The organism is Caballeronia fortuita (assembly GCF_001544835.2).
In the GTDB taxonomy this organism is placed as follows: domain Bacteria; phylum Pseudomonadota; class Gammaproteobacteria; order Burkholderiales; family Burkholderiaceae; genus Caballeronia; species Caballeronia fortuita.
Genome location: NZ_FCNX02000012.1, coordinates 155344 through 181543 on the forward strand (window position 1 = coordinate 155344; position 26200 = coordinate 181543).

Below are 26200 nucleotides of genomic sequence, written 5' to 3' on the forward strand. Positions count from 1 at the left end.
GCAGCCACGCGCAGTGACGCCTCAGGCAGTCATTCGAAACGATCGAGCGCTGACCTGAACAGCGGTTTCCACGCAAAATGTGGCGGCTGATCAGCGCGCCGATTTTTTCGACTTCGCCGTTTTCGGCGAAGGGCACCATCTGTAGTGCTCTTCCACGGATTCCTTCTGCCGTTTGAGACCTTCAGACGAATCGATTCCGTAAAGCCGCATGTCGTCGCGCAGTTGCATGACCATCTTCGTCAGCAACGGATTGCCGACCTGGCTCACCATCGCCTTGTTTAAACGAGCGGTCGCACGCAATGTAGGCGACGACGTCGCGGGCTTCGACTGCCTGCGCGACTTCATCCGCAAGACAAATCATCGACTCGCGATTTTTCGGACCCTGATGAGCCAGCATTTCGAGTGCATAGCCCTGACGCAAAGCCTTGCCAGGGCGGAATCGCCCTAGCCCGGAATCTGCACGGAATCAACACTACCCCTCATGGGAATGTCCAAACTTCTTTTTCGACTGACAGGCGCGCCGCTTTCGTCATGCTGCCGCCGTTTGCCGATTATCGGATATCTACGACGTGGTAGACCAGCCTACTGGCTTCGGTCGCCGCTAAATGATAGTCCCGGAAGGAGAAGGGCAAAGGCTTAGACGAGGAAAAGCAAGTGTCTTTCGCGCTCGTACATGCGTGCGAGGCAATCAGCAGGCATTTCTGCATTGACGCGGGAATCCTGGAACGCGCATTGCGGCCTGAGAATCTGGCGGAGTTAGCCGCCGCACGCGATGCAGAAATCGCATCTCTGCTCCAAGATCTTCCCGAACTTACGAAAGACGCCGAGGCCGTGCGAGAAAAGCATGCGTCGGTGCAAGCGGCTCTTGCCGACGAGCTTGCGAAGGCGATCGCTGCCGGCAAAATTACGTCCCACTGAGCATCCAAAACGCGTCAGGCGCTGCCTTGACAATACTGTCGCGTCGGTACCCTGGGTAGTGAGCCGAGTATCCTGCTCGGCCGCTACCGATGGAGAAATTGGATGGCTTTTCGTATCGACCCCTCGTCCATAGCGTTCCTAGAAACCCGCCGTGGCATCAACGCGACCGCGACGATCGTGTCTGATGAAGGCGTCAAAATCGGCGAAGTTGACGATATAGCGGAGAAAATCGTCGCCGACGTGGCGTTCGTATCGGCGGCCGCCCGTTTGGCGTTCGTTGAGGAGGCGCGGCTCGTGAATCCCATAGTTCTGGGTCGCGCCGATCACAACGACGATATATTTGCCTCGGAATTTGCACGAGCGCTGCTTGCAGAAGCGGAGAAGGTCCTGCTCTCTAATATGTGACCGCGTTGCAGCAGGTCGCGCGCCGTGCCGAGCATGCCGTCGGCGATGCTGCCCGAATCGATGCTGTAGCTACCGTCGCGCAGAGCGGCTTTGATTGCTGCGACCTTGTCGATATCGATATCCACTGCGCCCGACGGGCGCAACACGGAGGTCGATGAAAGCGTTACTGCTGAGGTATCGGCGGTGACGGCTTCTGTTTTCTGCGCCGTGCCGGCGGCGTAGCCTGCGCTTGCGTTCGTGAAACGTCGAACGGCAAATTCACGCGACGTATTTGCGGTGATTGTGGTTTGGATCTTCATGGTGTCGTTTGTCGCTGGCATGTGTCTTCTAACGGTGCCTGCGTTGAAACCTTTACCATGTGCGCGACCGGGCGTCTGCTGTGAGTCGTGCCGTTACATGGTGCGTTCGAAGATTGCGCCGAATACGGACGAACCTTTTTCTGTTGGGGCGGCGCTAGCGGACGGCGGCGCAATTTGACCCAGCTTGTCCGCCAGTGCAGCCTCTGAAAACGGCTTTACGATATAGCCGCTAGCACCGGCCTGAATCGCCGCAAGTACGTGCTCACGCCTCTTCTCAGCGGTCACCATGAGGACCGGCAGTTCAGCCAGATCCCCCGACCAGCGAATCTCCTGCAGGAGGGTCAGCCCGTCCATATTGGGCATGTTCCAATCGGTGATGACCAGATCAAATTTCTGTGCGCGCAACTTTTCGAGCGCTGATACCCCGTCCTCTGCTTCGTCGATGGCCGTATAACCGACCGCCCTCAGCATTTTTCGGATCAGATTGCGCATGGTGGCCATGTCATCGACCACCAACAGACGCGTATGGACATTTACCATCTGTGAACTCTTCCCTCTTCCACCGGGCCTCCCGGTTCGCTTAGAACGACAGCAAGTCCCCGTCAGCCGGCGTCAACAACTGCTGTCCGCTATGCGGTGCTGTCGGTCGTAACACTCGCGTCGGTGTGCGGCGCTCGTCGCCGAGCGTGGGGCCCGATGGCTCGGCGCAGGTGCGAGACCAGCTTATCGGCGGTGACCAGCCGAACTGAACAACGGAACGTCACAATCCTGACAATTGTTCGTCGGACCAGAGGTAGATGTTTCCGACGCGCGGTCGCGGTGAAAAAGACGCTGTCTGCGCGGCATTAAGTCGCGGTGATCGCTTCCGTAATGGCAAAGAGACGCCCGAGCTTACGAGGCGTCGCCAATTACAACGACCGGTCGATAACGCATGTCTTTTTCAAGAAAACTGTGGCTCCCCTTGCTTCTCAGCCTTGCTTGCCTCGCGGGCGTTTCCATTGTCGACGCATATCCCATGCGCGCCGTGCGGACGGAACTGATCCAAGCGGATATCAAGCACGCGACCGAGGTCGTCAACAGCATCGTTAAGGAGTTTGCCGATGACGCGGCAAAGGGCTCGCTGACGGAAGAGCAAGCCAAGCAGGGCGCGCTGCGCGCGATCAGTGGAATTCGCTTTGGCGATAACGGCTATTTCAGCGTGTTCGACTCGCAGGCAAAGGTGCTGGTGCATCCGATGAAGCCCGAATTCGTCGGCAAGACGATGATGGACTTCAAGGACCCAAACGGCGTCTACCTGTATCGCGACCTGATTGACGTGGGCAAGCGCCAGGGCGCGGGTTACACCTATTACTCGTTCGCCAAGCCAGGCAGTAGCGAAATCCTTCCGAAGATGTCCTACGTGTCGCTGTATCAGCCGTGGGATTGGCTCATCGTGACTGGTGTGTATATCGACGACATTAATGCAGCGTTCTATGTGTCGCTCGAATGGAGTCTTGGTGTGCTTGCGGTGATCGCGATTGTGCTGAGCGTCGTGGTGTCGCGCCTCAATCGCGGGATCCTTCGCTCGATGGGCGGGGAACCGGCCTACGCAGCCGAAGTGGCGAACCAGATCGCGGACAACAAGACAACAATCTCGCGGTCGAAGTAGCAACTGCTTCGAATGACCGCTCCAGCCTCATGTATTCGATGGCCCGCATGCGCTCGCAACTGCTGTCAGCCGTTGACAGCGTAAAAACGTCCGCAAATGCGATCGCCAATGCGAGCCGTGAAATCGCCGTCGGCAACACCGACTTGTCGTCGCGCACCGAGCAGCAGGCAGCGTCGCTGGAAGAAACAGCGGCCAGCATGGAAGAGCTGACTGCCGCCGTGAAGCACAACTCCGAAAACGCGCGGCAGGCAAGCGGTCTTGCCGGGACGGCACGAGACGTCGCACAAGAAGGCGCGACGATCGTCGGGAACGTCGTCGGCACGATGGCGGAAATCGAGGAAAGCTCGCACAAGATCGCTGAGATCATCGCGATGATCGAGGGCATCGCTTTCCAGACGAACATTTTGGCGCTCAATGCTGCGGTCGAGGCCGCGCGTGCCGGTGAACAAGGTCGCGGTTTTGCAGTGGTCGCGGGCGAAGTGCGCACGCTGGCGCAACGGTCGTCCACGGCCGCCAAGGAAATTCGCGAGTTGATCGAGGCGTCGGGTTCGCGCGTCAACGCAGGCACCGCACTGGTTGGGCAAGCCGGGGAGACGATGACGAAGATCAGCGCAGCGATTCAGAAGGTCACCGACATCATGGACGAGATCGCGTCTGCTTCCAACGAACAAAGTCGCGGCATCGAGCAGGTCAATCAGGCGATCAGCCAGATGGACGAGGTCACGCAGCAGAATGCAGCGCTCGTTGAGCAGGCGGCCGCCGCTGCGGGTTCGCTTCAAGATCAGGCTGAAACGCTGCGCGCGACGATGGCCGTGTTTAAGACCGAAGCGTAGCAGGCGTGGGCGAGCGGTCCGCTGACGGCTCTGCCTTCTTTAAAGAAAGAAGACGCCCCACGCTGCGCGGCTATGTCCGCTTCGCGCGGGGCGCCTTTGCCGCGATGGGCGTCTTTGCGGCCTTAGTGGAGCGCGCGGGCGTCGGGTTCGTTTTTGACTTTGGCTTCTTAGTGCCAGCCGCTTTGGTATCGGCAGCGGAGATCAGAAACTTGGTCCTGTCCTTCACCGATGCCAACCATCCCGGCGCCTTGCCGCGGCCGCTCCATTCTGCTCCTGATTTGGGATCTCGGTACTTCGCCGGTTGGGGACCGCGAGGGTAGTTCCCCGTGCGCTTGCCCGAGTCGCTATCGTTAGACTCGACTGCCTCAGAGACCAGAAATCTCGCACGATTCTTAGCGTTCGCTATCCACGCCGGCGCTCGGCCTCGACCGCTCCACGTTGCGCCAGTTTTTGGATCGCGATATTTGCCGGTCGCAGCTAGCGCAGCGTTGGCCGAGTCCTTTCCTGCGCCAACTCTACCTCGACTAATTAGGTCGTCGATTGTCAGGCCGTGCTCTTTCATGAGCGAATGAATTTTTGCGACGGCAGCAATGGCCTGCTTCTTTTGAATCGCGTCTGCTCGAGCCTGCAATTTCCTAATCCTTTCTTCGATGTTTGAGAGGGTCGTCATATTCTCCCCTGGGTTGGCCGACGTCCCGCACTATGCCATACGTCATTTCTTCCAGGCTGGGATACGCAGGCTAACGAACTCGCAACCGCCGTTGGTCAGTTCCGCGCAACTCAGAGGCGGGAGGGGCCAGTGACTTGACAACCCGGGGTTATTGGTAAGCTCATAGGCGTTCCAATAGCCCCGCAGTCGAAGCCACAAACCGATGTCTAAAAGAAATCCGACGAAGTCGCAGCGTGCCGTGATGGAGTTGCTCGATCAGGGCTTACCGGTCGAGCAGATTGCAAACAGTCTCGGCAAGAGCGCCTTGGCTGTGAAGAAGCAGCTAAGCCGGATCAAACGCCGGGTCCGTGAAGGAAGGATCGATCCTTCTCCTCTCCCGATAGAGCGCGCCGCGAGCGAGCCGCGCATCTACCTGGCAGGCTTCGATGTGTTCGGCCGCGACGCGAAGGAACACGGCGAGCACCTCAAGCAGCTCTGCCGCGATCGCGGCTTCGTTGGCCTCTATCCACTCGACGGACAAGTGCCCTCCTCGCTCCGACGGCAAGACGCTGCTCGATGGATATACGCCGCAAACATCGAACTGATCCGGTCGGCCGATATCGTGATGGCGAACCTCGATGACTTTCGCGGGTCGGGTGAACCAGACAGCGGGACGGCTTTTGAGGTTGGCTTTGCGGCCGCGCTTGGAAAGCCGATATGGGCATATCGGTCCAGCGGAGAGACGCTTGTTGAGCGCGTGAAGGCTGCGGCGATTGGGGCCGAAGGCGGCTTCTGTGCCGGCGGCTACCTGATCGAGGACTTTGGCCTGAGCGTGAATCTGATGCTGGCGTGTTCCACGCAACTCGTTGTCGGCGGACCGGCTGGCTGCCTCGACGCCATTCGAAGCGAGGTCGTCGAAGGCAGCCACCACGTTGGTGGCTCGGGGTTGGCGAAGCGTTAGCTTCGCTGTAGGGTTTGGGATGAGCGAATTTCAGTATATCGATTTCTATGTCTGACGATATTTGGCTTGTTGCACCGAACGACGCCTACATCCAATGGCAACGGGAAGAAGCCACCGGCGCCGATCGCCGGGCGTTCGCCGACCAATCGATCGTCCAGCACTGCTCGATGTTTTCTCGCTTCAACGACTATCTGATCGCGCACCGTGCGACGGTGGCGAGCTTCGGGGCGGACCACATCGATGGATTCTTCGCCGAACTGGCGCAGGAATGCGCTCCCGGCACGACGACACGCCTGCGCTATCTAAAGCTCATCGACCGGTTCACGCGTCACCTCGTGAACATCGAATTGCGCGGTGACAATCCGGCGGCGCTGATGTTGGTCAATCAGAGCTGGCCACAGGACGAGCCGACGCCGATCTATCTCTCATCGGAAGACGATGCACGGCTACAAGCGGTGTGCGTTGCAACCGAGGGCGCGGCGTTCAAGGAACTGCGAAACGCGGCGATCGTGGCGCTATTTCTGGCGTCAGGGGTCACGGCCGCCGAACTCAAGCAGTTGCGCGTCGACGACCTCGATGTGCATGGCGAGCGCCCCACTGTCTTCGTTGACAAGCATGGACCTCGCATTGCACGGCGGGTGCCGATCGAATCTTTCGCGGTCGACGTGCTGCGCGAATATCACAAGGCGCGCAGCCGCATCCAGGCCCCGACGCAATGGCTTTTCATAGCCACTGCGGGCGGCAAGCCGATGCTGCCGGATACGATGCTGAAATGTGTCCGCGTAGCGCTATGCCGCGCTGGCCTGTCGGCGGCCGACGAGAGTCCACGCTTGCTCAGAAACACGTTCGGTCGTCGGCTGATCATCGCCGGCAAAACCAATGCGCAAGTGAGCAATCTTATGGGCCTGTCGAGCCATCGCACTGCGACTCGCCTTCGCCAAACTCTCAAACTGAGCGAGGCGTCCGACGCACAAGCCTAGCGCCTTGCGGGCCGGCCTCGGCCACAATCGGGGATCGGACGCCGCGACGCGCTTGCCCCCTGTCACCTGGTCCGAGCAGGACCAGTACGTTGATCGGAATACCGTCGTCGCGTCATCGCTTGCCAGATGCTTTGTCACGGTCTTCCAGCGAGCCTAAACGACCGTTCGACGCCGCGCGTCGAGCCGGCGCACGCGTCACGCTGGAACCACCCTTGAGCCATCTATCAACGGCTATGTAGCGGGCGGATGAGAACTCGACCATTTTCTCGACCGCTTTCGCCGTCCGTATTTGTTGCGCGATTTCGGGAGGAATTTCGCCACAGGCAAGCAACACGCCCTTTCCGCTGATTGCCTGCTCTATCGTCTTCCCACGAAAGGAAAGACGTACGCGAAACGACGGCTGCTCATCTGCGTCCGGCGAGTATGCAACGTCAAGCGTCGAGTCCGCAAAGTCGGTCCACAATTCGGCGAGTCCAGGGTGCTCACTGCCCGTCAACTCCGATGCACGGTCGAACCCATCGTTCACCTTGGTTATGCAGCGTCTGTCAGGGTCAATCAGGTAGCACAGAAACATGTTACCTCCTGCAGTTGGAGGACCTCTCCGAAAGCCAGCTTCCGGTTAATGACTTTGGTCGAATGGCTTGCTGCCCGGCCAAAGAACCGAGCCACGGTGTTGGGAGGCGCGGTACAGCGCGCCGTGGTGCTGACCGCCGCTTTAAGGATAGGAGCAAAAAAGAGCCCTGAGCGCGGCTTTTGCGTTCGTCAGACCAAAATTGGGATAGGAGCCGAAGCGCAGACTCGTGGACGGAGGCGCGGCGAAGGGGCGAGTCGTCCGGCTCATTCCGGCCAGAAGCGGTCACTCGACGTGGACCTCTGAACCGTTGACAATCCCTATCGTTGACATTTACGACAGGGACAGCCGGAAGAGCACCATCGATGATTCCCGGTTTGTCGAGCGCGATAAAAAAGGACCAGAATTGAGGCTGCGGACCCTATTTGCCACAACGGTATCGATCGCTTGCTGCGGATGCTTGCATTCACCACCGAGCTATCCGGGCGCAGGTGGCAAGAACCTCGAACCTGCGTATTACGCATCAAGTTCGTGTCCAGATCTCAGCGGAAAGTATGAGGGACGTGGATCGCTGGTGGACGGGGATCCCGCTGCCAGGCAGGCACAGCAGAGCTTGCGTATCCATTATGCCTTCCCTTTCAGGGATGATCTGGAGGCGGGCGAAATGCAGGCGGCAGAAAGGGGTAGAACTCCGCAGTCCGGATCCATCGCCTGGAACAATCGAAGGGCGACTGTGACGCTTGCCTTTGCTATCGGACAGCCTGTCGAGTTCACCTCCTCTATGGAGGACAAAGATCGATTCGTGTGCACGGGTCGAAACGGAAAAATTGTATGGGGTGGCGCAAGTGGAACGGGGCGTTCGGAGTTGGGCCCAAACAGTACAGATTCATCGGCTGCGCTTTACCTCGACGAGCATGGCGACCTGATGGTTGAGGACCACATGCAAGTTCACATGAGTATGCTGTTTGGCGCAATCCCGACGGGAACGGCAAAGCATTACTCGATCTATAGATTTAAACGCATATTGGACTAACCGGCGCAATTTGCGGCGACCATCCCAACTGCTTGTAAGATGGAAACGCCGAGAATTTCTTGTATTCATTTGTCTCGCGGAATGCCTGCTCTGGAGCAGATCGAAAGTCCGCGTTGGGTCGGGTGCGGCAGTTCGCGCCGCGGTACGCGAACGCCTACGGCTCCGCCGGTGAACAATCGGCAGCCGGCCAGTAGGAGACTGGTCGACAAGTACCGGCCAATCGTCGACAATCACAAGCCGACGGACGGACGATTGGGCCACGGCTTATGAATTTAACAAGAACCGTTGTGATCGGAAACTCGGGCTCGGGTAAGAGTTGGATGTCGCAGCGACTTGCCGCGTTTACAGGGGCCAACTGGATCGATCTCGACGCGTTGAACTGGGAGCCTGGTGGCTACGGTGTTGCTCGCGAACGGGAAGACGTCGTCTCGATGGCGCGTGAGGCGGCTCTTGTCGAACGGTGGGTGATGGAAGGCATCTACGGCTGGATCGTTTCCTACATTCTGCCAAGCGCATCCGCATTGGTTTGGATTGCCCTCGATGAGTCGGAATGCGTCGCGAATATTCACCGACGAGGCATGCGTGGCGGGGCGACTCCCGAGTCGTTTGCCGAACTGCTAACGTGGGCGCAAACATATCGATCCCGCAACGGGTCAAGTTCGTATGGAGCACATGAGGCGCTGTTCACCTCTTTTCCGTTGGACAAGATATCGCTGCGAACTCGGGGCGACGTTACCTTATTTTCTGAAGGAAAGCTTTCGGCGTCGTAGGCTATCGCTCGCACAGATACGAGGGCTTGGATCGGCCATCGTCGGAGTCCATCCGCATGTAGTTACCGTTCCGGGGAATCAATGTCTGGCCCTTACATTGGCAACTGTCTCTGTACTGAAGTCCACTATGAGCTCAGGGCGGAGCCGCTAACGTTCTATATCTGCCACTGCACAGATTCTCAGGCAAGGTGCGGAGGTCCTGCTTTCCCCGTTATGTGTGTCTACCGACGCGAACTTCATGTTGTGAAAGTTGTTCCGGCCATGCGCATATTGGATCTCGGAGAGGGTCGACAACGAAAGCGAGTTGCTTGTTCGCGATGCGACACCCAACTTTGGGGCGAGCCGGTCAATAAGCCTGGCCGGGCACGTTGCTAAATCAAGACTAGTTCTCCCCTATCGCGCACGTTTTCACCCACAGTAAGCGTCCTTGGGTTCTGATTCCGGACGGCGTGCCAACGTTTGAGGGCGGAACGGGCGACCCGGATGCGCTCTTCCGTCTATGGCGCGAGAGGAACGCGGTGTCGGAGCCAACGATCCATAAATGACCCGCTGCACGCGAAGGGCTTAGACTGCATCGTGGCGGGCGTGATGACCCGCTCCGCCCCAGACCGTGTCAAAACGCACAGCCAATCGAATTGACAAAGCGCTGCCTCGGCGCGAGTCGCGTCTTTCTCCGCACGCTCGCGAACTTCTGGGGAAGACATGGTTACCTTCTAGCTCATGCTCCATTGTCTCAAGAGTTGGAGCCTCCGCAAAATCTGATGCGGTTCAACTAGCTGCTGACCAATGGCACCGAAAGGAAGAATGTGGGGTGGACACCTCGACGATGACCGCGTGCGGCATGCCGCCATGCAAAGCGGCGAGCGGATCATTAACGCCGTCGACCACGCCCCCGGCTTGCCGGATGCGCAGTGCGCCGGCCGCGCGGCCGATTGCAAGAGCGTAGGTTCGCCTTGAAATAAACACATCCTAAAACTATCCTCATGTGACTGAAGTATGGGACGTGAATCGGTGAAGGCCACGTCGGGGAGAGACATGATGCGTCGCTCGTTGTTTTTGCTGACCTCCTTGCTTTATGGCGCCATATGCTTGGCGTATGCCGATTCACATCACGAAGAGAGGCATAGGCGCGACGCCGCCGATGGCATATCCGTGGTTTTCGATGCCAATGGCAAGCCGGTCGGACCGCTCGTATCGTACGGACGCAATGACGGCGTGTTTCTCATCGTGAACGGGGCGCTTGTCTTCGTCCCGCTCACGCTCGTCAATGTCAATTTCAATCCGTCGCAGTCTGCGCAGTTCCAATGGCTCACGGTCGATCCCATCGGCAATTGCGGCGGCGTTCCAGCTATCACGGCAGACAGCGGACCGAGGCCATCGGTCGCCGTCAGGACCGCCACTGACGTCACTCTTAGCATAGCGGCAGATGCAAATTCTTTACCTTGTCCATCCTCGCCCGGCGAGACGTCGTCCTCGATGACATTCGCGGTTGAGAGCACCTATTCGCTGCTCTCCCACTATCCTGAGCCGCTGACGCTTGACAGCGTAGACGGTGAACGACGGCATCATGACGGCGCCAAAGACCGCTTGCCTGTAGTGTATGACGCCCAAGGCAAGGCGGTCGGCGCGCTGCAATCGTATATGGGGCGAACGGGCGTATTTCTTCGCATCGACGGTTCCATTGTCTTCGTGCAAGTCGGTCATAAGCGGGTCGTTGGAACCACGTACTCCGCGTCGCAGTTCGAATGGATAGGCTATTCGCAGGTGCCTTATTCATCGGCCGGTTGCAGCGCGGGAATCTTGGTCGTGGACACGGGGAGTCCGACGCCGGCGATGGCCGTTCGCGATGGAGTAGACGTCACCCTTTACATTGCTAGCAACGCGCCATCCATGGACGTGACCGCCGGATCGTCGCGGTTGACCGATTTGGCTGGCGCGACTTCGTGCGTGTCGCTTTCGGTGCCAATCAATGTCGCTTGGATGCCGAGGCGTGGCTATTCGCTCACGCAGCATTATCCAGAGCCGCTGCGCGTCGGCTACTAAACGGCATGATCACGGGAGGCCCCTCATGAGAAACTATCTATGCGCAATGCTGTTACTCGCCCATGCAGTCGGCGTCCGCGCTGATGAGCGTTTCCATTCCGCGGGGCACCGATGGCCCCAAGTGTATGATGCCAGCGGTCAATGGGTCGGAGGGCTGGAGAGCTTCGGCGGCGTAAGCGGAGTTCGTGTCATTGCCGGCGATGCCGCAACGATCGTCCCAATCGCACGAACAAGTGATGCGTACGGTAACCAATCGGCGACCGACTTTACTTGGGCCACGTCGTCGTCCGCCGAGTTCACCTCCACCGATTGCAGCGGTGATCCGGTCGTCGTTCCGTCTGGCGGGCCAAGACCATCTATCGCAGTCCGACAGGGTAACGACGTAACGGTTTACATCGCCGCCGAAGGCCCGACGCAAAACTTCGCGGCTCGCTCGGTTCTCCTAGTGGTGCCGGCCGGATGCGTGGCGAACCAGACGCCTGTCACGGTGACGGGCTTCGCGGTGGGTGCCACGATTCCCGTCAGCAAGCTTCATCCGGGCGCGCTAACAATCGGATTTTGAAATCGATGACGAGGCTGAGAGCTAGAACGACGCGTAGAGCGCTGCGTCGTCAAGCATTACCAGGCCATGCGGTGCTTTTCTTCGGTCTCTTGATGGCGCCATCGTCGCCGGGTTGCAAGTAGACGAGTAGATGCTGATCGTCGTCAGCGGCGCATGTCCGAGGTTGTCGCGGGCCACCGCCATTGATCCAGGGCGAGACGCGCCACCAGAACGGGATGCTTCAAAGCAAGCTCGCGGCGCTCGAGGCGGCACATCGGTCCCTTCAGGAACGGCTGAAGTCGCTGCGGACGGCGGCGCGACCGTCGACGCGCGTGGCCACCCCAAAGTAAAGCTTCACGTGCAAGCTGGCGTAGACTGCATTCGGCATGAAACGGGCGATTGCGGCGAACGCATCGCGGGCAAGCAAGCGCTCAATGCGGCGTGGACGCCTGCACATGGGCAGTCAAGAGAATTCACATGATTGAAATTAGACAACCCGAAGACGCGCTTTATGCATTTCAGATCGCGTGGAACGGCCACGACATGGAGTCCTTCGAAGCATTGTTCCATGTGGATGCCACGTTCGTTAATAGGTTTGGCCACTATGTGCGCGGCGTCTCGGCGATTATTGAGATGCATGCACCCATTCACGCCACCATCTACCGCGATTCAACGTTGAAGAACGAGCTAATCGACGTGGTGCCGATCAGCGACGATGCGGCGATCCTGCACTTCTGGAGCCGGCTCACGGTCGGTGCGGCTCATCCGGCGGGCCCGCACGCCGTCGACACGCTGATTCTTACCGTGATGACGCGACAGGATGGGCAGTGGCGAATCAAAGCGCTCGAAAATGTCACCCTGACGAATCCTCGCACGGGAGAAGCCGTCTTAAGGCAGGGCGGGGGACTTTGATCGAACAGTGAAATCAGCTCAACGGCGCACACGGCCGTAAGCGAATGTCCGCTTGCGGACGGACTGTGCTCCCGTACTTCGCAATTACGCTGCCGAGGTGATATGCGCGTCAACGTCTCCGTCTTCGATCGCACCGCCCAATACCAAACAATCGCACTGATTTTGGTTTCGATGTTTTGTTTTGCCGTCGTCGATGCGCTGGGCAAAGCGGTAGCCCTCGACTACCCGGCAAACGAAGTGACTTTCTTCCGGATGCTGTTTGGTGTTGTGCCGGCTCTTCTCGTCAGTTTTCGTGGTGGTTCGTTTGGCGCTCGGATCCGAAAGATCGACCTTCGCGGACAGACAACCCGCGCACTCACGCTCCTCGGTGCTTCCGGGCTCTTTTTCGCGGGCTTGCCGTATCTGCCATTGAGCGAAGCAGTGGCGATTGTCTATTCGGAGGCCATTTTTGTTGTCCTCCTTGCTCCCATTTTGCTTGGTGAACGCCTACTGGCGCGAAATGCCGTCGCCGCGTTTGTCGGCTTTGTCGGGGTGCTTCTAGTGGTTCGACCACAGGGCAGCTTGTCCAATCTCATTGGCCCGAGTCTGCTACTGCTGAGCGCTTTGTGTGGTGCTCTTTCAATGATTCAGATTCGCAAGCTCAAGGCTGCCGACGATTCAAGCATCACGGTGCTCTTTTTCACGGCGTTCGGATCTGCCGTTACAAGCGTTTCTTTATTCTTTGCCTGGCGGACGCCGACGCTCAAAGACCTGCTGATCATGGCACTGCTGGCGCTATTTGCGACAGTCGGCCAGCTGCTTTTCACGGTGGCGGTAAGGCGTGATAGTGCTGCGAAACTGGCTCCCTACACTTACACAAGCATCATCTGGGCAACGCTTTTCGGGTTCCTCGTGTGGGGCGAGACGTTAGGCCTCGTACCAGTCATTGGAATAGCCGCGATCGTCGGCAGCTCTATCGCTGTTGCGGTTCGCGAAGAGCCACCTGAGGGACCGGCGGTCTAGCAAGGGTGCTCTTCGACGCATATTGGACCGGCTTCGAGTAAATCGACGCAGGTCGGCCACGAACGTCATTCGACATGCCGTCGCAAATCGCAGGCAATCTCGCGGATTCACACCCCCGCAGGCGGAGCGATGAAATGCCAGATATGTGGACGAGCACTCGATCAGCCCGACGAGCCCTTGTCGATGAACTGTGGCGGTGACTGCTGGGGTTGCGTTGGCGAGATTGAGGCTGAGTTGGGCTATGAAGAATCGGTCAAGCAGGTCCGAGACGAACACGTTCGCGAACTTCGCCCAGGATGAAAGTCTCTGCGATGCAGTGACTAATATTTTCCTGCTAGGGTCAGTGTCGGCCAGGAAGGGACGTTCGACGTGATGACCCGAATCGTTGACAATTGTGGTCGGAACGGTAATCGAGGACTCAGAAGACCAAGATGCTGACTGAAGAATTTACCGACGGGTGGCAGCCAATTCATGTTGGATTCGGGGGCGCACCTCTCTCGATCAACGGCATCAACCCGTGGTTGCAGGTCAGTAACTGGCAACGGGTGTCTCAGAAACACATTGTCGTTCCGCACCCGGCTTATCCTAACGAACGTCATCGTGCATGGGTCTATGAAATCACAATTCCTGGAAAGGCAGTTTGCTTCGCAGCCACTGAGCTTTCCAACGGCGTGTGGGGTTTCTACGTGCAACCGGATACCGCGTCATAGTCAAGTCAAGGGCTGCTTTACGGCAACGTGACTGTGCTCGGCCACTTTCGGCCGTTAACCCGTCGGAGCAAGATCGTCAACAATTAGAAATGACGTCCGGTGCTCCGCTCAGCAAGAAGTGATGATGCATCATCGCGCGGGGACCCGTCTCGCAGGGGCTTGAATACTCATGTCCGAATCTGGCCAGAACCACGCGCTGGTTTCCGCTAAAGTTTGAGCATGAATCTCGACCCTGACACCTTCTATCAGACATTGCTTTCGCGAGATCGCCGCTTCGATGGCTGGTTCTTCGTCGGCGTCACCTCGACGGGCATTTACTGTCGACCGGTTTGTCCCGTCCGGACGCCGAAGCGGCAGAACTGTAGATTTTTCCCCAACATGGCAGCGGCCGAGAAAGCTGGGTTTCGCCCCTGCCTGCGCTGCCGCCCGGAGTTGGCACCGGGAAACGGACTGCTAGATGCATCGGCCCGACTGGCGCAAGCGGCCGCGACGCTCATAGAAGAGGGTTTTTTGAACACCGCAAGTCTCGCAGAGCTTGCGGCGCGCATTGGCATTACCGATCGGCACCTGCGTCGGATTTTCGATGCCGAGTATGGCGTATCGATGATCGAATTCGCTCAGACGCAAAGATTGCTGCTAGCAAAGCGCCTCCTGACTGACACGCGTTTGCCCGTCACCACGGTGGCATTGACCGCAGGGTTCGGCAGCGTTCGGAGATTCAACGATCTGTTTCTGAAACAGTATGGTTTGAATCCACTTCGGTTCCGGAAGGAGATCGACTCTCTTCCGCTGGAAACCATCACCTTTTCGCTTGGATACAGACCGCCTTTTTCCTGGTCAGGCATGCTTGCGTTTCTCGCGCACCGGCAAATCGACGGCGTTGAGCACATTGGCGACGACTCCTATTCCAGAGTCATCGAGCTCAAGCGGGGTAGCCAGAACACAGCGGGCTGGATCAGCGTAACGCAGGCACCACAACGATACGCAGTCGACGTTAAGGTTTCCATATCGCTGACGCCGATCATCGCACCGATTCTCGGTCGAGTTCGACGAATGTTCGATCTTTCCGCCCGCCCAGACCTGATCGACATGCATCTCGGCGATCTGGCTGCTGAGTTACCGGGTATGCGGGTTCCCGGCACCTTCGATGGTTTCGAGGTTGCGGCACGCGCTATAGTCGGACAGCAAATCTCCGTTTCAAGTGCACGAACGATCTTGTCGCGTTTAGCTGACCGTTTTGGCACCAAGCTCACGGGCCCCTTCGACTTAACGACGACGTTTCCTTCGGCAAGCGTGTTCGCCGATATGCCGGTCACAGCGCTTCAGGAGGCAGGGATCACACGCATCCGGGCCGAAGCAATCATTGCCGTCGCGAAGGAAGTATCCGCCGGTCGGATCGTTTTGGAACCGTTGGCACCGTTGGACGAAACGCTCGCCTCGCTAAGGAGTATCCGGGGAATTGGCGAATGGACGGTCCAGTACATCGCTATGCGCTCGCTGGCATGGCCCAATGCGTTCCCCGACGGCGATGCCGTACTGAAGAAGCAACTGGGCTATTCGAGCGCACCAGCACTTAGCCAACACGCCCAACGATGGCAACCCTGGCGAGCCTATGCAACGCAGCACGTTTGGCGTCGCCACGAAGCGCAGCGCGAATAACTCAGATCTACCGAGTTCACGGCCCGTAGGGTGACGCGGTCCCATACACCCCGGACGAGGTGATATTTAACGCCCCGGATCTCCGTCGCGACGAAGCGTTGTCGCGCGGTTCATTCATGCACCCGCCACTCGCAGCCTTGCAGAAGTGGCGGATGCTAGCGCCTATACCAATCAACCACTGGATCGACATATTCAATGAACGTAATCGAACTGCTCACGCTTGCTGCTATCTGGGGTGCATCGTTTCTCTTTATGCGCGTGGCGGCACCAGTGCACCAGATATCGGACCGATCCCTCTAATCGCGCTACGCGTCACAATTGCAGCAATCGTGCTGGCGCCTGCGCTTCGATCCGCAACAGCGCGTAGCCAGTTTAGATCCAAAGCGTGGCCGTTGTTTGTCGTGGGCGTGACCAACTCTGCCGTACCGTTTTGTTTGCTCGCATATTCGACTCTCTACGTGAACGCGGGCGTTGATTCGATCTTGAACGCGACGACGCCGCTTTGGGCTGCGCTGATCGCGGTCGCTGGTTTCGGAGGATCGATGCGATTCGGGCAGGCTATCGGGTTGATACTTGGGCTTGCGGGTGTCGTGATTCTGGCGTGGAGCACTCTCATCAACGGCGCCAGCGCTCTCCCGCTCGCGATCGGTGCTGCACTGCTCGCGACTCTGTTCTACGGATTTGCGGTGAACTATTCCAAACGTCATCTTGCGGGTATGAATCCGTTCCTTGTCGCTTTTGGCAGCCAGTTGTTCGCCTCGATCTTGCTGATCCCTCTCGCGCTGTATTTTTGGCCAAAGCACTCCGTCGCGCCGTCAACTTGGGCATGCGTCGCAGCACTCGGCGTGGTGTGTACGGGCTTTGCGTACGTGTTGTTTTTCAGGCTGGTTGAGCGTGTCGGTGCCGCATACGCTGCGTCTGTCACTTTTCTCATCCCTATCTTTGGAATGATCTGGGGCGCGGCTTTTCTGGGGGAGACGATCACATTGGTGATGATCGCTGGATGCGCGATTGTACTCTTCGGAACGGCTTTAGCGAGCGGAAAGCTCGGGTGGATGCTGGCTCGCAGCGCATGACCGTCCGCTTTGGAGGGCTGCGTAGGACCGCTGCGGGTCGGCAACGGCCGGCGCCGACTCGACACATCGGCGTTTGCGCGGCTACGTTGCGGAACGCAGATAGGCGTCCAGCATCTCCAAATGCATTTCGGAGATTTTCTGCCGATCAGACCAGTGTGCATAATCGCGACCGGTGAACGCGTTTATCGTGAAGCGGTTCGAAGCGATGTAGTAGCCCATCCCAACTAGCGTGACGTAAAAATCGAGCGGATCGATTCCGCTACGAAATTGTCCTGCATCGGCTCCCCGCGCAAGAATCGACCTGACGACTTCAACCACCGGCGAGATCGTCTCGCCGAGTTTTTGTGAAGACTTCAGGTACCGGCCCTGATGCAGGTTCTCGTTGTTGATCAGGCCGATCCATTCGGGGTTGTCCCATAGATGCGCCCAGATGGAGGTAGCGAGCGCTGCCATCGCCTCACGAGGCTGCAGCCTGGTCAGGTCCAGCTCGCTCTCCTTCTTCGCGTAGTCGGCGTACATGGACTCCAACACGGCGACATAGAGCAGCTCCTTACTGCCGAAGTAATAGTAGAGCATTCGTTCGTTCGTACCAGCGACCTGGGCAATTGCGTCGGTCCGCGCGCCGGCTAGTCCGAACTTGGCGAATTGGCTTTTTGCCGCTTCAAGAATGCGGCGACGAGTCCCCTCGGGATCACGTTTGACTACTGACTTAGGCGGTTTGCTGTCCATTTTTTGTCGGTTCATTTTGCGGCGGCATATGGCCGCTCGACAGCATTATGAACGCCACATCGCGCCCTCGATCGGTTTGCCGGCTTGCCTTGACTTCACTGGCCGTTCCGTAGGCTAGGTAGTGAGTCGTGACGTTAGTGTCGCGGCAGCTAACGGAGGGACCATGGCGTATCTAGGTCAATTTAGGGACATCGTCTACGCGAATGAGAAACGGGAGCCTCGCGTCGCGACTTACCGCTTGGTGCTACTTGAAGAAAAACCCACAGCGGCTGTTGTGATCCACCTGCATCGTAAGCACCACGCAGGAACCGTTCGCCTCGCGCGAGAGCAAGAACTCGACGTCGTCATCGGCCGCATTGTCGGCCAAGAGCTTCGGGGCATTCGCGTGGACCGCACGCGTGTCGTGGTCGAGACAGACCGGAGTTTCACGGAATACTCGCTCGACTTTAATGCGGCTGACCTGCCGACCACTCGGCCGGCTGCCGAACCATGGAAGCTCCCCGTAGTCGCCGTAGAGTCACGCGACATCGTCGGCGGCAGTCTTCCCATCTTCGTGGACCTAGCTAGCGCGCGCCCCGTCGACGCGTGGCTGCTGAAGGTTCTAAAACAACGGTCCAGATAAGGACTTTTCGGCAAGCTCTTAAGAATTTCGGTGGTTTGGCCGCTATGACGTCTTCTACCGCCGAGAATATTTCAGGAGAGAGGATCTGCTGTGCCGCCGAGATTTATAGAAGCAGGAAACGAGATAAGCCTCGCGCTTTTGGACATTGAATTTGACGTATTCGAGCAGTACAAGACGAACGAAGACCGCATTCAGGCACGTCGCGACGTCCATGAGCACGTGCGGCAAAAGTACGGCTTGGCGAGCGCTCGCGAAGCCGTTCGCTGTCGGGAGATTAGCGCGTTGGTCGCGAACCGACCCGCGATGATCCATCTCTTCGACTATGACGAATTGGAGGCGATGGTGATGCTAAGGGTGAAGCCGACACTCGTTGACCAATTCATCGCAGCAAAACGAAGGGCGTCGTCGTTTGGCTTACCGGATATTCTTGGGTTGGCTCTCCATGCGAAAGAGCGTCACGATTGGCGCTGGGACTAGGAGCGTCGATGCAACGATATGCGGTCGGAGAATGGGAATCGCTGTGGGCCAACGAGCCATACATGAAGCACCGGTTCGTGCTCGATCTTGAGTCGCGCACCGTAATCGCCGGCGAAGACCGCGTCCGACGTCACTGGCGGTCGATGCGTCTTGAGCACATCGCCTACATGCAGCAGATCCTCGACGAGACGTTCAACCTGATATGGGACGAGCCGGAGGAGTTCGGGTTCGTTCTGCAGGCGGACATTCCATCGTGGGCAACCGAAGCTTGGCCGTGGCCTCCGTTGCCTGAGGTTGAGGACGTTGAGAAGATGTTGGACAGCCCAGACCTGCCCGTCGAGCGAGACGAGCTCGGTCACATCATCTTTCCACCTCGCTTCATCGCCGACGGACGCAAGTAGCAGCAGCGAGCGTGGCGGCCGCGCCGGCACCGGTCGGTCGAACTTGCGGCACACTGCTTCTTTTCGTTGGAAGAGCGATCGGTGGCCAAGGCATACAAACCCACGGCGGAACAGGAAGCGGTCGTCGAAGCCGCAAAAGGTGGTGGCGATCTGAAGGTCAAAGCGTATGCGGGCGCAGGTAAGACCTCGACGCTTCGGCTCGTCGCTCTGCAGCTCACTGGCCGGCGCGGTAGCTATCTGGCGTTCAATAAGGAGATCGCGGACTCGGCGCGCCGAGGCTTTCCCGCCAACGTCTCAGCCCGCACCGTCCATTCGCTCGCCTACGCTAGCACCCCCGCGTGGCTGACCGCGCGCATCAATCTGCCCGCGGAGCCACCGCACGAACTGGCTGCCCGATACGGCTTCGGTCCTGTTGAGGTGCCGACCATCACGGGAAAGAACGCGGAAGTCGCGCCGTTCGAGATCGGCCGGATGATTGCCGACGGTCTCGGCCGCTTTTGTCGGTCCGCTGACGACACGCCACAGCCCTTCCACATACCGGTCGATGAAAAGATCCGCGACGATGCGGCCGACTGGCTGCGCGAGCAGCTCGCGCCTAGCGTTGGGCGGCTATGGGCGGAAAGCATCAACCCACGCGGTCTGAAGGCGATACAGCCAGACGTTTATCTGAAGGTGTGGGGCCAGTCCAATCCGCGCATCAACGCCGACTTCATCTTGTTCGACGAAGCCCAGGATAGCGATGGGATCATGCTGTCCGTTCTTGCCCAGCAACGGCATGCGCAAAAGATTTACGTGGGCGATCCGTATCAGCAGATTTACGAGTGGCGCGGCGCGGTCAACGCGATGGCGCAGATCGCTACGCCCGAACGGCCGCTGACCGAATCGTTCCGTTTCGGGCCGACCTTCGCAGGTCTCGCGAGTTGTGTGCTCGCACTACTTGGGGAATCCACCCCGATCCGCGGCCAGCCGACCATCGGCTCGATTATGGTCGAAGATCCGTCAGTGCAGCCGCCCGTGGACGCGGTGCTTTGCCGGAAGAACGCGACCGCAATCTGGCAGTTCGCGGCGGGCATTGAGATGGGACACCGACCGGCGCTTCGCATGAACCCGAGCGAGATCATTGCCTTTGCGGACGGCGCCGATCAGTTGCTCAACGGAAGGCGCACCTTTCGACCAACCGCCCTATCGCTATTCGAGAATTGGAAAGAAGCGCAGGCTTTCGCGCGCAGCGCTGTCGGCCGCGATTTGCTGCCTGTCGTAGAGATCATCGACTATCGCGGCACGGATTACTTGCGCGCGCTCGCTCAACGTCAGACGCCCGAAGGCCAAGCTGACTATGTCATCTCGACCATCCACCGGGCGAAAGGACTGGAATGGAAGCGGGTGCGGATCGTCAACGACTTCCGCTTCAAGATGGTCGATGGGCGGTTGACCTTGGACGAGGACGAGATGCGGCTGCTCTACGTAGCGCTCACGCGCGCGCAACACGTGCTCGACATCTCCGATGTTCGTGACGAGCTGCTTCGGCTTTTCAACGTGCCGAAGGCCGCTCGCGGATAAAACGCTCAGGCCGCCTTTGCCTGCAAGGCGGCGTCGCGCTCGAGCGCGGCTTTTGCGGCCGCCTTCGTCTTACCTGCTCGTGACGGCGGCTGGCAGATGCCACACACCATCGAATGCGACGGCTCATGGGCGTGCGCGACGAACTTGCCGCGGCAACGCGTGCAACCCGCGAGACGCAGGATGCCGGCGTCCTTAAAACGTATGAAGGTCCAGGCGCGCGTCAGGTCCATCTGCAACGGCTCGCCGATCATGTCGAAGTGCTCGGCATAGAGCGAGTACGCGCGACTCAGCAGATCCACGCGGTCCAAGCCTTTGCTGTTCGCTTCGAGAAAGGCGTAGACGTTTGCGAACATCGACGTATGGATGTTCGGTGCCCACGTCAGATACCAGTCCTCCGAGAACGGCAGCATGCCCTTGGGCGGCGATGCGCCCTTCACTTCTCGATACAGACGAATGAGCCGTTCACGCGAAATCGTCGGGATTTCCGATTCCAGCACTTGCATGCGAGCGCCGAGCTTGATCAGCGTGATGGCGCGCATGACTTGTGCAGCTTCGTCAGCGAGGCTCTTTGAAGGCGTGGCCGTGGTCATCTTCAGGCCGCCATAAGGACGTCGTTAGCGACGGGCGACGCCACAACGTCGTGGCTGCGACCAGCCAGGCCCGCGAGCATCGCATCCGTGCTCATGCGAAAGAAGCACAGCACTTGCGACGACGATGCGAGTTTCAGCGTCTGTTCCGGCGAGAGCTTCAGAAGCATGTCCGCCGTATCCACCGAGAGACCCAAGTGCGACTGTGCCGCTTCCCGGTCCGATGCCAGAATGCGCTGCGCGAGCGCGAGGTACGACATGTTCAGTTCGCGGATAGCACTGAGATCGGAGGTGGTGTTCATAGCGGCAGCCCAGAGAGTAATTTCGACTTGCTCATCGCGCTGTCAACCAAAGCGCGAATGAATTGTCTGATTACAAATCCCACTTTGCAACAATTAGTTACACAGGGTAAACGTTTGCGAGAGGCAGTCAGTCTTTTCGCAATCGTTAGCGCGGAATAGGATTCTTCTCATGAACGCCACCTCCACACAAAGAATATTCTCCCTTTCCGGTGATCTGTGTGCTGTCTGCCGTGATGCTTTCACTCTCGTGAGCGCAGTCCCCTTCGTGGCTGTTGGAAGCGTGAAGCGCCCGAATAAGTAACCGATACCGATTCGGCAATTAAGACTGACGTTTCCATGCGACAAGCTTACACGCGCTGCGAAAGTTGTTGCGCTCCTCCGGCATACCAAACCGCTGTCCTTCCTGTAGACTACTGTACAAACATACAGTACTGGGTTGAACATGGGAGCGTTGGCCCTCGAAGACATTCATCCAAGTTTGTGGCGAGGTTCGCAACTGGCCTCTGCTCGCGTGAACGTCGTGCCGTGTGGATCTGAGACGCTTGCCGCGGAACTGCCGGGAGGTGGCTGGCCCAAGGGCGCGCTGACCGATCTGCTGGTGCAGCAGCCGGGCGTGGGTGAAATGCGATTGCTGCTGCCGGCGCTGAAGGCGGTCGCGTCACGGCGCATTGCTTTTCTGCAGCCGCCTCACCGCTTTCAACCCGAAGCGGCGGCTTACTGGGGTCTGCCTGAGACGTCGATCAACGTCGTGCGCGCTCAGAAGACCGCCGATGGGCTGTGGGCGGGTGAGCAGATTCTTCGCGCGGGGACGTTCGGCGCACTGATCTTCTGGCAAACGCATGTGCGAGCTGAAGCGCTACGCCGCCTGCACCTTGCCGCGCAGACGAGCGAATCGCTGTTCTTCATGGTCCGGCCGCTCGCTGCTGCAAGCGATACGTCGCCTGCCCCGCTTCGCATTGCTGTACGCCCTGCGCGCGACAGCGTTTCATTGGAGTTCATCAAGCGCCGCGGCCCGGCGCGTGATGAGCCGCTTGTCGTTGGACTGACCCATTCGCCTATCCTGTTGAATCGCCATGCAAGTGTGGATCGGCGTGTATCTGCCGCACCTCAGCCGAGAAGTCTTCCAGCCGAACTGGTCGTCCACGAGTGAGGCCGGCTTCGGTCCGGGCCTAGTCGTGCTCGACCATGAGCGTGTGGTCGCACTTGATCATGTGGCGCACGAGGCCGGTGTCCGCATGGGCATGCGCAAGGGCGGCGTCCTCACAAGCAAGGCGGGCAAGCGCGGCAACTGCCGCATCAGCGAGCGGATGGAAAGCCGGTGACCGCCGCGATAGCGGGCCATGAGCCATGCGCTTTGGCCGGTGGGCGCGACGCTCATCCGAGCCGTGAAACCGAAAGCCGCGAGCGATGTGCGGATCGCGCGTCTAAGCGCGCGCACGCCACCAAAGAGGCGCAAGCTCGCCGACACATCAACGAGAGCCGTTTGCTCCTCAGCGATCGATACCTGCGGGCTGAACTGCATCAAGGCCGTGGCGACATCCGCGACCGCCTGCTGCTCTTTGATTTCGTCCTTGTGTTCCAAATCGAATCGCGTGCGCAGATGAGCATGTTGCCGCGCCTGCAGCCGCGCCAGTTCTATGACCTCGTGATCGAAGTCGCGATCGTGCGGCCGGGCCCCGTTCAGGGCGGCATGGTGCATCCGTACCTACGCCGGCGGCAAGGACTGGAAGCTGTGTCGTTTCCCTCACCCGAGATGGAAACGGCGCTGGCCCGCACGCTCGGCGTGCCGATCTTTCAGGAGCAGGTGATGCAGGTCGCGATGCTTGCCGCAGGCTTCAGCGCCGGCGAGGCCGACCAGCTTCGTCGCGCAATGGCTGCGTGGAAGCGCAAAGGCGGGCTACAGCATTACTACGACCGCATCGTGAACGGCATGCTCGATCGTGGCTACGACCGCGAGTTCGCTGAATCCATCTTCGCGCAGATCCAGGGCTTCGGGGAGTACGGCTTCCCCGAGAGCCACGCCGCGAGCTTCGCCCTGCTCGTCTATGCAAGCTGCTGGCTGAAGTGCCACGAACCCGCTGCGTTCCTGTGCGCGATGCTTAACAGTCAGCCGATGGGCTTCTACTCGCCCTCGCAGCTCGTTCAGGACGCGAAGCGTCACAAGGTGCGCGTGCTGCCAATCGACGTCACGATCAGCAACTGGGATTCGTTGTTAGAAGGCGATGGCTCGATAGCGCCGGTGCGGCTCGGCATGTCGCTCATTCGCGGCATGCGGGACGAGTCGGCCGCGCGCATCGAGGCCGCGCGAGCAGTGCGTCCTTTCGAGTCGGTCAACGATCTTGCCAACAGAGCACGGCTCGATCGCCGCGACCTTCAGCTGCTCGCCGACGCGAACGCCCTTTCCGCGCTATCGGGCAATCGGCGGGAGGCGCTTTGGCAAGCGGTGGCAGCCGTTCCCGACAAGGACTTGTTGCGCACGACGACGCGCGATGAAGAACTGCCGGTACTGGCCGCGCCCAACGATGCGCAGGAGATCGTCAGCGACTATCGCTCGACGGGCCTGACATTGAACCGGCACCCTCTTGCTTTGCTGCGCGAACGGCTCAGCGAGAAGAAGATCTTCGCGGCGTCGAAGCTCGCCACCTATCCGAACGGCCGTCTCGCAAAGGCATGCGGGATCGTCACTGTGCGCCAGCGGCCCGGCACAGCGAACGGTGTTCTTTTCATTACGTTGGAAGACGAGACCGGCCAGATCAACGTGATCGTATGGCCGTCGTTGGTCGAGAAGTTCAGAAAAGAAGCACTCGGAGCTTCGCTGCTTGGCGTCTATGGAGTCTGGCAGAAGGAAGGCGAGGTAAAGCACCTTGTCGCGAATCGCCTCGTCGACATGACGTCACTCCTTGGCAACTTGGCGACGTCAAGCCGCAATTTTCACTGAACCTATTTGTGCCCACCGTTTATGCGGTATATCGTGTTGTCAACGTCTGCCTGGGCTTGCTTCAAGTGCGCACATAGACCTTGTGGTGCTTCCAAATCGCCGCATTTTACCTCGGCGATCACCATCTGGATTTGTTCGTTCGCGGCGCGGGCAGCCGACAACAGCGACTCTTTTTCGTCGGACGGTCGGTGCTCGCTGCAACCAAATGCGAACGCAGCAACGAGCGCAACGACGTAAGCAGTGGTTCTCATTGTTTTGGTTTTCCGGTGTCTTCGCGCAAGAACGTGGTCTTCGCTCCCGCTTGTGATGTGCTCGCTGAGCGACTGAAAAAAGACTTGGCGCTCCCTTTGCTAATGACATTGCGCGGTCGCAAACGAGCGCAGGCCAGCACCAACATTGTTGCCGAGAGCGGCCTGGCGCGTCGCGGAGCACTGGCCAGGACAGACCATGAGCCGGGTGGTGCCCCGCTTTCTATAAAACTTCCGGGATCCGCGGACCAGTCAACAATAGCGAAGGGCCTAAAGCTGATCGAACGGCTTTCGATCCAACAAACAGTCGATGAATGCACCGAGGAGCGCTGGTCGGTGCTGCCTACTCGGATAGTAGAGGAACAGCCCCGGGCGCGAAATTGACCAGTCCGCGAGAACTTGGACTAGCCGTCCCTGGGCCAGAAGCTCACCCACGCCATCTCGTTCAAAGTGATACGCAATGCCGAGCCCGTTCACGGCAGCAGCTATCCCGATGTCAGCATGGTTCGTGACGACGGGGCCGTCAACCTCAACTTCGAGTTGTTGCCCCCGTTTCCTAAACTCCCAGCGGTAACGCCTGCCATCCATCTGGAGCCGCCAGTTGATGCATGCATGCTTATGCAAATCGGCAGGTGATTTGGGAGTCCCTCGACGCGAGAGGTAGTCTGGGGACGCTACCGCAACCATGTCTAGGTCCGGCGTGAGGCGCACGGCCACCATGTCTTTCTCGAGTCGGTTACCCACACGGATGCCCGCGTCAAAGCGGCCAACCACGATATCGGCCAGCGCATCGTCGACCACGATGTCGAGAACCACGTCAGGGTGTGCTTGATGGAAACGTGAAAGCCGGGGCGCGATGATAGTTCTCGCCGCTATCCCCAGCGTGTTAATGCGAAGTGTGCCGCTCATCTGTCCCGTGGACTCACTGGCTTCAGCGACTGCAGCAGCCATCTCTCCAAACAACGGAGCTATGCGCCTGTACAGCAGCTCGCCACTTGCCGATGGCGCAACGCTTCGAGTAGTGCGATTCAGAAGACGGGCTCCGATGCGGCCCTCGAGCTGTCGGATGGTCTGGCTGAGTGCCGAAGCGGATAGGCCCAGATGCTCTGCGGCGCGCGCGAAGCTCTGTCGCTCCACGACGGCAATGAAGGCCTTCAACTCAGCAAAATCGGACCCGCGCATTATGCACCGTTATCTTCATTGACTGCACGCAATATACAGCGATTACCTAAATTATCGCAAGGGCGACGCCTGCAACTGTCTCCACCAAAGAGTCCAACGCATCGGCCCCCTCGCCCCAGACCCGGAGAACGGTAATGAACGCCC

General features: G+C 59.0%; 30 protein-coding genes and 3 pseudogenes. 23 read left to right on the forward strand and 10 right to left on the reverse strand.

Annotated features, from left to right (window positions below; translation table 11 throughout):
* Positions 1-90 precede the first annotated feature (90 nt).
* Positions 91-270: a hypothetical protein gene (locus tag AWB77_RS36010; RefSeq protein WP_341844991.1), complete on the reverse strand. Its 180-nt coding sequence runs from the start codon at positions 268-270 to the stop codon at positions 91-93.
* Between AWB77_RS36010 and AWB77_RS36015 the strand changes: the two genes are divergently transcribed.
* From AWB77_RS36015 to AWB77_RS36025, 3 genes are all read left to right on the forward strand, one after another.
* A complete protein-coding gene (locus AWB77_RS36015) occupies positions 227-448 on the forward strand; it encodes a hypothetical protein (protein ID WP_157694889.1) in 222 nt (73 codons plus the stop codon). The genes AWB77_RS36010 and AWB77_RS36015 overlap by 44 nt on opposite strands.
* A 206-nt stretch (positions 449-654) precedes the next feature.
* Positions 655-918, forward strand: coding sequence for a hypothetical protein (locus AWB77_RS36020; RefSeq protein WP_157694890.1), 264 nt, complete (start codon positions 655-657; stop codon positions 916-918).
* A gap of 102 nt (positions 919-1020) precedes the next feature.
* Positions 1021-1323, forward strand: coding sequence for a hypothetical protein (locus tag AWB77_RS36025; RefSeq protein WP_157694891.1), 303 nt, complete (start codon positions 1021-1023; stop codon positions 1321-1323).
* Here the strand turns inward: AWB77_RS36025 and flgM are convergent.
* The gene (flgM, locus tag AWB77_RS22820) at positions 1242-1622 is read right to left on the reverse strand and encodes a flagellar biosynthesis anti-sigma factor FlgM (RefSeq protein WP_082852738.1); all 381 of its coding nucleotides are present in this window, start codon (positions 1620-1622) and stop codon (positions 1242-1244) included. The genes AWB77_RS36025 and flgM overlap by 82 nt on opposite strands.
* Before the next feature lie 93 nt (positions 1623-1715).
* A complete protein-coding gene (locus AWB77_RS22825) occupies positions 1716-2162 on the reverse strand; it encodes a response regulator (RefSeq protein ID WP_061136712.1) in 447 nt (148 codons plus the stop codon).
* A 391-nt stretch (positions 2163-2553) separates the two neighbouring features.
* On the opposite strand from AWB77_RS22825, the pseudogene AWB77_RS22830 reads away from it, so the two are divergent.
* Positions 2554-4103: pseudogene (locus AWB77_RS22830) on the forward strand (methyl-accepting chemotaxis protein).
* A 70-nt stretch (positions 4104-4173) separates the two neighbouring features.
* On the opposite strand, the gene AWB77_RS34685 reads toward AWB77_RS22830, so the two are convergent.
* Positions 4174-4773 (reverse strand): H-NS histone family protein, encoded by a 600-nt coding sequence (locus AWB77_RS34685; protein WP_074168944.1) that lies wholly within the window; start codon positions 4771-4773, stop codon positions 4174-4176.
* A gap of 202 nt (positions 4774-4975) precedes the next feature.
* On the opposite strand from AWB77_RS34685, the gene AWB77_RS22840 reads away from it, so the two are divergent.
* Together AWB77_RS22840 and AWB77_RS22845 are read left to right on the forward strand one after the other, a co-directional pair.
* Positions 4976-5713 carry a nucleoside 2-deoxyribosyltransferase gene (locus AWB77_RS22840; RefSeq protein WP_061136714.1) on the forward strand — a complete coding sequence of 246 codons (738 nt, stop codon included), beginning with the start codon at positions 4976-4978 and terminating at the stop codon, positions 5711-5713.
* Between the two features lie 47 nt (positions 5714-5760).
* Complete coding sequence (locus tag AWB77_RS22845) at positions 5761-6693, forward strand: tyrosine-type recombinase/integrase (RefSeq protein WP_061136715.1); 933 nt, start codon at positions 5761-5763, stop codon at positions 6691-6693.
* 112 nt (positions 6694-6805) lie between these two features.
* Here AWB77_RS22845 and AWB77_RS22850 read toward each other — a convergent pair whose 3' ends face one another.
* Positions 6806-7267, reverse strand: coding sequence for a hypothetical protein (locus AWB77_RS22850; RefSeq protein WP_061136716.1), 462 nt, complete (start codon positions 7265-7267; stop codon positions 6806-6808).
* 307 nt (positions 7268-7574) lie between these two features.
* On the opposite strand from AWB77_RS22850, the gene AWB77_RS22855 reads away from it, so the two are divergent.
* The 10 genes and pseudogenes from AWB77_RS22855 to AWB77_RS22895 all read left to right on the forward strand — a co-directional run bounded on the left by AWB77_RS22855 (position 7575) and on the right by AWB77_RS22895 (position 17010).
* The gene (locus tag AWB77_RS22855) at positions 7575-8297 is read left to right on the forward strand and encodes a hypothetical protein (RefSeq protein WP_244158615.1); all 723 of its coding nucleotides are present in this window, start codon (positions 7575-7577) and stop codon (positions 8295-8297) included.
* 320 nt (positions 8298-8617) lie between these two features.
* Positions 8618-9067, forward strand: a complete 450-nt coding sequence (locus AWB77_RS22860) for a P-loop NTPase family protein (RefSeq protein ID WP_244158616.1) — start codon at positions 8618-8620, stop codon at positions 9065-9067.
* 81 nt (positions 9068-9148) lie between these two features.
* Positions 9149-9442, forward strand: coding sequence for a GFA family protein (locus AWB77_RS37515; protein WP_074168945.1), 294 nt, complete (start codon positions 9149-9151; stop codon positions 9440-9442).
* A 660-nt stretch (positions 9443-10102) separates the two neighbouring features.
* Positions 10103-11110 (forward strand): hypothetical protein, encoded by a 1008-nt coding sequence (locus tag AWB77_RS36030; RefSeq protein WP_157694892.1) that lies wholly within the window; start codon positions 10103-10105, stop codon positions 11108-11110.
* 25 nt (positions 11111-11135) lie between these two features.
* On the forward strand, positions 11136-11672 hold the full coding sequence (locus tag AWB77_RS22875; RefSeq protein WP_063936545.1) for a hypothetical protein: 537 nt from the start codon (positions 11136-11138) through the stop codon (positions 11670-11672).
* Between the two features lie 456 nt (positions 11673-12128).
* Positions 12129-12563, forward strand: coding sequence for an SgcJ/EcaC family oxidoreductase (locus tag AWB77_RS22880; RefSeq protein ID WP_061136721.1), 435 nt, complete (start codon positions 12129-12131; stop codon positions 12561-12563).
* A 102-nt stretch (positions 12564-12665) separates the two neighbouring features.
* Positions 12666-13565, forward strand: a complete 900-nt coding sequence (locus AWB77_RS22885) for a DMT family transporter (protein ID WP_061136722.1) — start codon at positions 12666-12668, stop codon at positions 13563-13565.
* Positions 13566-13996: 431 nt separating this feature from the next.
* Positions 13997-14275: a hypothetical protein gene (locus tag AWB77_RS36035; RefSeq protein ID WP_157694893.1), complete on the forward strand. Its 279-nt coding sequence runs from the start codon at positions 13997-13999 to the stop codon at positions 14273-14275.
* Positions 14276-14494: 219 nt separating this feature from the next.
* Positions 14495-15934 carry a DNA-3-methyladenine glycosylase 2 family protein gene (locus AWB77_RS22890; protein WP_061136723.1) on the forward strand — a complete coding sequence of 480 codons (1440 nt, stop codon included), beginning with the start codon at positions 14495-14497 and terminating at the stop codon, positions 15932-15934.
* Positions 15935-16129: 195 nt separating this feature from the next.
* Positions 16130-17010, forward strand: a pseudogene (locus AWB77_RS22895) (DMT family transporter).
* A gap of 81 nt (positions 17011-17091) precedes the next feature.
* Here AWB77_RS22895 and AWB77_RS22900 read toward each other — a convergent pair.
* Complete coding sequence (locus tag AWB77_RS22900) at positions 17092-17739, reverse strand: TetR/AcrR family transcriptional regulator (protein ID WP_061136803.1); 648 nt, start codon at positions 17737-17739, stop codon at positions 17092-17094.
* Positions 17740-17902: 163 nt separating this feature from the next.
* On the opposite strand from AWB77_RS22900, the gene AWB77_RS22905 reads away from it, so the two are divergent.
* From AWB77_RS22905 to AWB77_RS22920, 4 genes are all read left to right on the forward strand, one after another.
* Positions 17903-18361 carry a hypothetical protein gene (locus AWB77_RS22905; protein WP_157694894.1) on the forward strand — a complete coding sequence of 153 codons (459 nt, stop codon included), beginning with the start codon at positions 17903-17905 and terminating at the stop codon, positions 18359-18361.
* 90 nt (positions 18362-18451) lie between these two features.
* The gene (locus AWB77_RS22910; RefSeq protein ID WP_061136725.1) at positions 18452-18838 is read left to right on the forward strand and encodes a hypothetical protein; all 387 of its coding nucleotides are present in this window, start codon (positions 18452-18454) and stop codon (positions 18836-18838) included.
* A 62-nt stretch (positions 18839-18900) separates the two neighbouring features.
* Complete coding sequence (locus AWB77_RS22915; protein WP_061136726.1) at positions 18901-19239, forward strand: hypothetical protein; 339 nt, start codon at positions 18901-18903, stop codon at positions 19237-19239.
* A gap of 81 nt (positions 19240-19320) precedes the next feature.
* Positions 19321-20799 carry a 3'-5' exonuclease gene (locus AWB77_RS22920; RefSeq protein ID WP_061136727.1) on the forward strand — a complete coding sequence of 493 codons (1479 nt, stop codon included), beginning with the start codon at positions 19321-19323 and terminating at the stop codon, positions 20797-20799.
* A 5-nt stretch (positions 20800-20804) separates the two neighbouring features.
* On the opposite strand, the gene flhC is transcribed toward AWB77_RS22920, so the two are convergent.
* Both flhC and AWB77_RS22930 read right to left on the reverse strand, forming a co-directional pair.
* Entirely contained in the window at positions 20805-21389 is a 585-nt protein-coding gene (gene flhC, locus AWB77_RS22925; protein ID WP_061136728.1) for a flagellar transcriptional regulator FlhC, read from the reverse strand.
* 2 nt (positions 21390-21391) lie between these two features.
* The gene (locus tag AWB77_RS22930; RefSeq protein ID WP_061136729.1) at positions 21392-21688 is read right to left on the reverse strand and encodes a flagellar transcriptional regulator FlhD; all 297 of its coding nucleotides are present in this window, start codon (positions 21686-21688) and stop codon (positions 21392-21394) included.
* 442 nt (positions 21689-22130) lie between these two features.
* Between AWB77_RS22930 and imuA the strand changes: the two genes are divergently transcribed.
* The 3 genes and pseudogenes from imuA to AWB77_RS22940 all read left to right on the forward strand — a co-directional run.
* On the forward strand, positions 22131-22838 hold the full coding sequence (gene imuA / locus AWB77_RS22935; protein WP_061136804.1) for a translesion DNA synthesis-associated protein ImuA: 708 nt from the start codon (positions 22131-22133) through the stop codon (positions 22836-22838).
* Positions 22839-22863: 25 nt separating this feature from the next.
* Positions 22864-23010 carry a hypothetical protein gene (locus AWB77_RS37050; RefSeq protein WP_157694895.1) on the forward strand — a complete coding sequence of 49 codons (147 nt, stop codon included), beginning with the start codon at positions 22864-22866 and terminating at the stop codon, positions 23008-23010.
* A 239-nt stretch (positions 23011-23249) separates the two neighbouring features.
* A pseudogene (locus tag AWB77_RS22940) lies at positions 23250-24626 on the forward strand (helix-hairpin-helix domain-containing protein); the annotation flags it as partial.
* Positions 24627-24628: 2 nt separating this feature from the next.
* Here AWB77_RS22940 and AWB77_RS22945 read toward each other — a convergent pair.
* Positions 24629-24877 (reverse strand): hypothetical protein, encoded by a 249-nt coding sequence (locus AWB77_RS22945; protein ID WP_061136730.1) that lies wholly within the window; start codon positions 24875-24877, stop codon positions 24629-24631.
* Positions 24878-25144: 267 nt separating this feature from the next.
* Positions 25145-26056, reverse strand: coding sequence for a LysR family transcriptional regulator (locus AWB77_RS22950; RefSeq protein WP_061136731.1), 912 nt, complete (start codon positions 26054-26056; stop codon positions 25145-25147).
* Between the last annotated feature and the right edge of the window lie 144 nt (positions 26057-26200).

Excerpts from the sequence above, each read along its gene's own strand:
- AWB77_RS36015 (WP_157694889.1), top strand. The coding sequence starts at position 227 with ATGACCATCTTCGTCAGCAACGGATTGCCGACCTGGCTCACCATCGCC.
- AWB77_RS36010 (WP_341844991.1), bottom strand. The coding sequence starts at position 270 with ATGGTGAGCCAGGTCGGCAATCCGTTGCTGACGAAGATGGTCATGCAA.
- AWB77_RS36025 (WP_157694891.1), top strand. The coding sequence starts at position 1,021 with ATGGCTTTTCGTATCGACCCCTCGTCCATAGCGTTCCTAGAAACCCGC.
- flgM (WP_082852738.1), bottom strand. The coding sequence starts at position 1,622 with ATGAAGATCCAAACCACAATCACCGCAAATACGTCGCGTGAATTTGCC.
- AWB77_RS22825 (WP_061136712.1), bottom strand. The coding sequence starts at position 2,162 with ATGGTAAATGTCCATACGCGTCTGTTGGTGGTCGATGACATGGCCACC.
- AWB77_RS34685 (WP_074168944.1), bottom strand. The coding sequence starts at position 4,773 with ATGACGACCCTCTCAAACATCGAAGAAAGGATTAGGAAATTGCAGGCT.
- AWB77_RS22840 (WP_061136714.1), top strand. The coding sequence starts at position 4,976 with ATGTCTAAAAGAAATCCGACGAAGTCGCAGCGTGCCGTGATGGAGTTG.
- AWB77_RS22845 (WP_061136715.1), top strand. The coding sequence starts at position 5,761 with ATGTCTGACGATATTTGGCTTGTTGCACCGAACGACGCCTACATCCAA.
- AWB77_RS22850 (WP_061136716.1), bottom strand. The coding sequence starts at position 7,267 with ATGTTTCTGTGCTACCTGATTGACCCTGACAGACGCTGCATAACCAAG.
- AWB77_RS22860 (WP_244158616.1), top strand. The coding sequence starts at position 8,618 with ATGTCGCAGCGACTTGCCGCGTTTACAGGGGCCAACTGGATCGATCTC.
- AWB77_RS37515 (WP_074168945.1), top strand. The coding sequence starts at position 9,149 with ATGTCTGGCCCTTACATTGGCAACTGTCTCTGTACTGAAGTCCACTAT.
- AWB77_RS36030 (WP_157694892.1), top strand. The coding sequence starts at position 10,103 with ATGATGCGTCGCTCGTTGTTTTTGCTGACCTCCTTGCTTTATGGCGCC.
- AWB77_RS22875 (WP_063936545.1), top strand. The coding sequence starts at position 11,136 with ATGAGAAACTATCTATGCGCAATGCTGTTACTCGCCCATGCAGTCGGC.
- AWB77_RS22880 (WP_061136721.1), top strand. The coding sequence starts at position 12,129 with ATGATTGAAATTAGACAACCCGAAGACGCGCTTTATGCATTTCAGATC.
- AWB77_RS22885 (WP_061136722.1), top strand. The coding sequence starts at position 12,666 with ATGCGCGTCAACGTCTCCGTCTTCGATCGCACCGCCCAATACCAAACA.
- AWB77_RS36035 (WP_157694893.1), top strand. The coding sequence starts at position 13,997 with ATGCTGACTGAAGAATTTACCGACGGGTGGCAGCCAATTCATGTTGGA.
- AWB77_RS22890 (WP_061136723.1), top strand. The coding sequence starts at position 14,495 with ATGAATCTCGACCCTGACACCTTCTATCAGACATTGCTTTCGCGAGAT.
- AWB77_RS22900 (WP_061136803.1), bottom strand. The coding sequence starts at position 17,739 with ATGGACAGCAAACCGCCTAAGTCAGTAGTCAAACGTGATCCCGAGGGG.
- AWB77_RS22905 (WP_157694894.1), top strand. The coding sequence starts at position 17,903 with ATGGCGTATCTAGGTCAATTTAGGGACATCGTCTACGCGAATGAGAAA.
- AWB77_RS22915 (WP_061136726.1), top strand. The coding sequence starts at position 18,901 with ATGAAGCACCGGTTCGTGCTCGATCTTGAGTCGCGCACCGTAATCGCC.
- flhC (WP_061136728.1), bottom strand. The coding sequence starts at position 21,389 with ATGACCACGGCCACGCCTTCAAAGAGCCTCGCTGACGAAGCTGCACAA.
- AWB77_RS22930 (WP_061136729.1), bottom strand. The coding sequence starts at position 21,688 with ATGAACACCACCTCCGATCTCAGTGCTATCCGCGAACTGAACATGTCG.
- imuA (WP_061136804.1), top strand. The coding sequence starts at position 22,131 with ATGGGAGCGTTGGCCCTCGAAGACATTCATCCAAGTTTGTGGCGAGGT.
- AWB77_RS22945 (WP_061136730.1), bottom strand. The coding sequence starts at position 24,877 with ATGAGAACCACTGCTTACGTCGTTGCGCTCGTTGCTGCGTTCGCATTT.
- AWB77_RS22950 (WP_061136731.1), bottom strand. The coding sequence starts at position 26,056 with ATGCGCGGGTCCGATTTTGCTGAGTTGAAGGCCTTCATTGCCGTCGTG.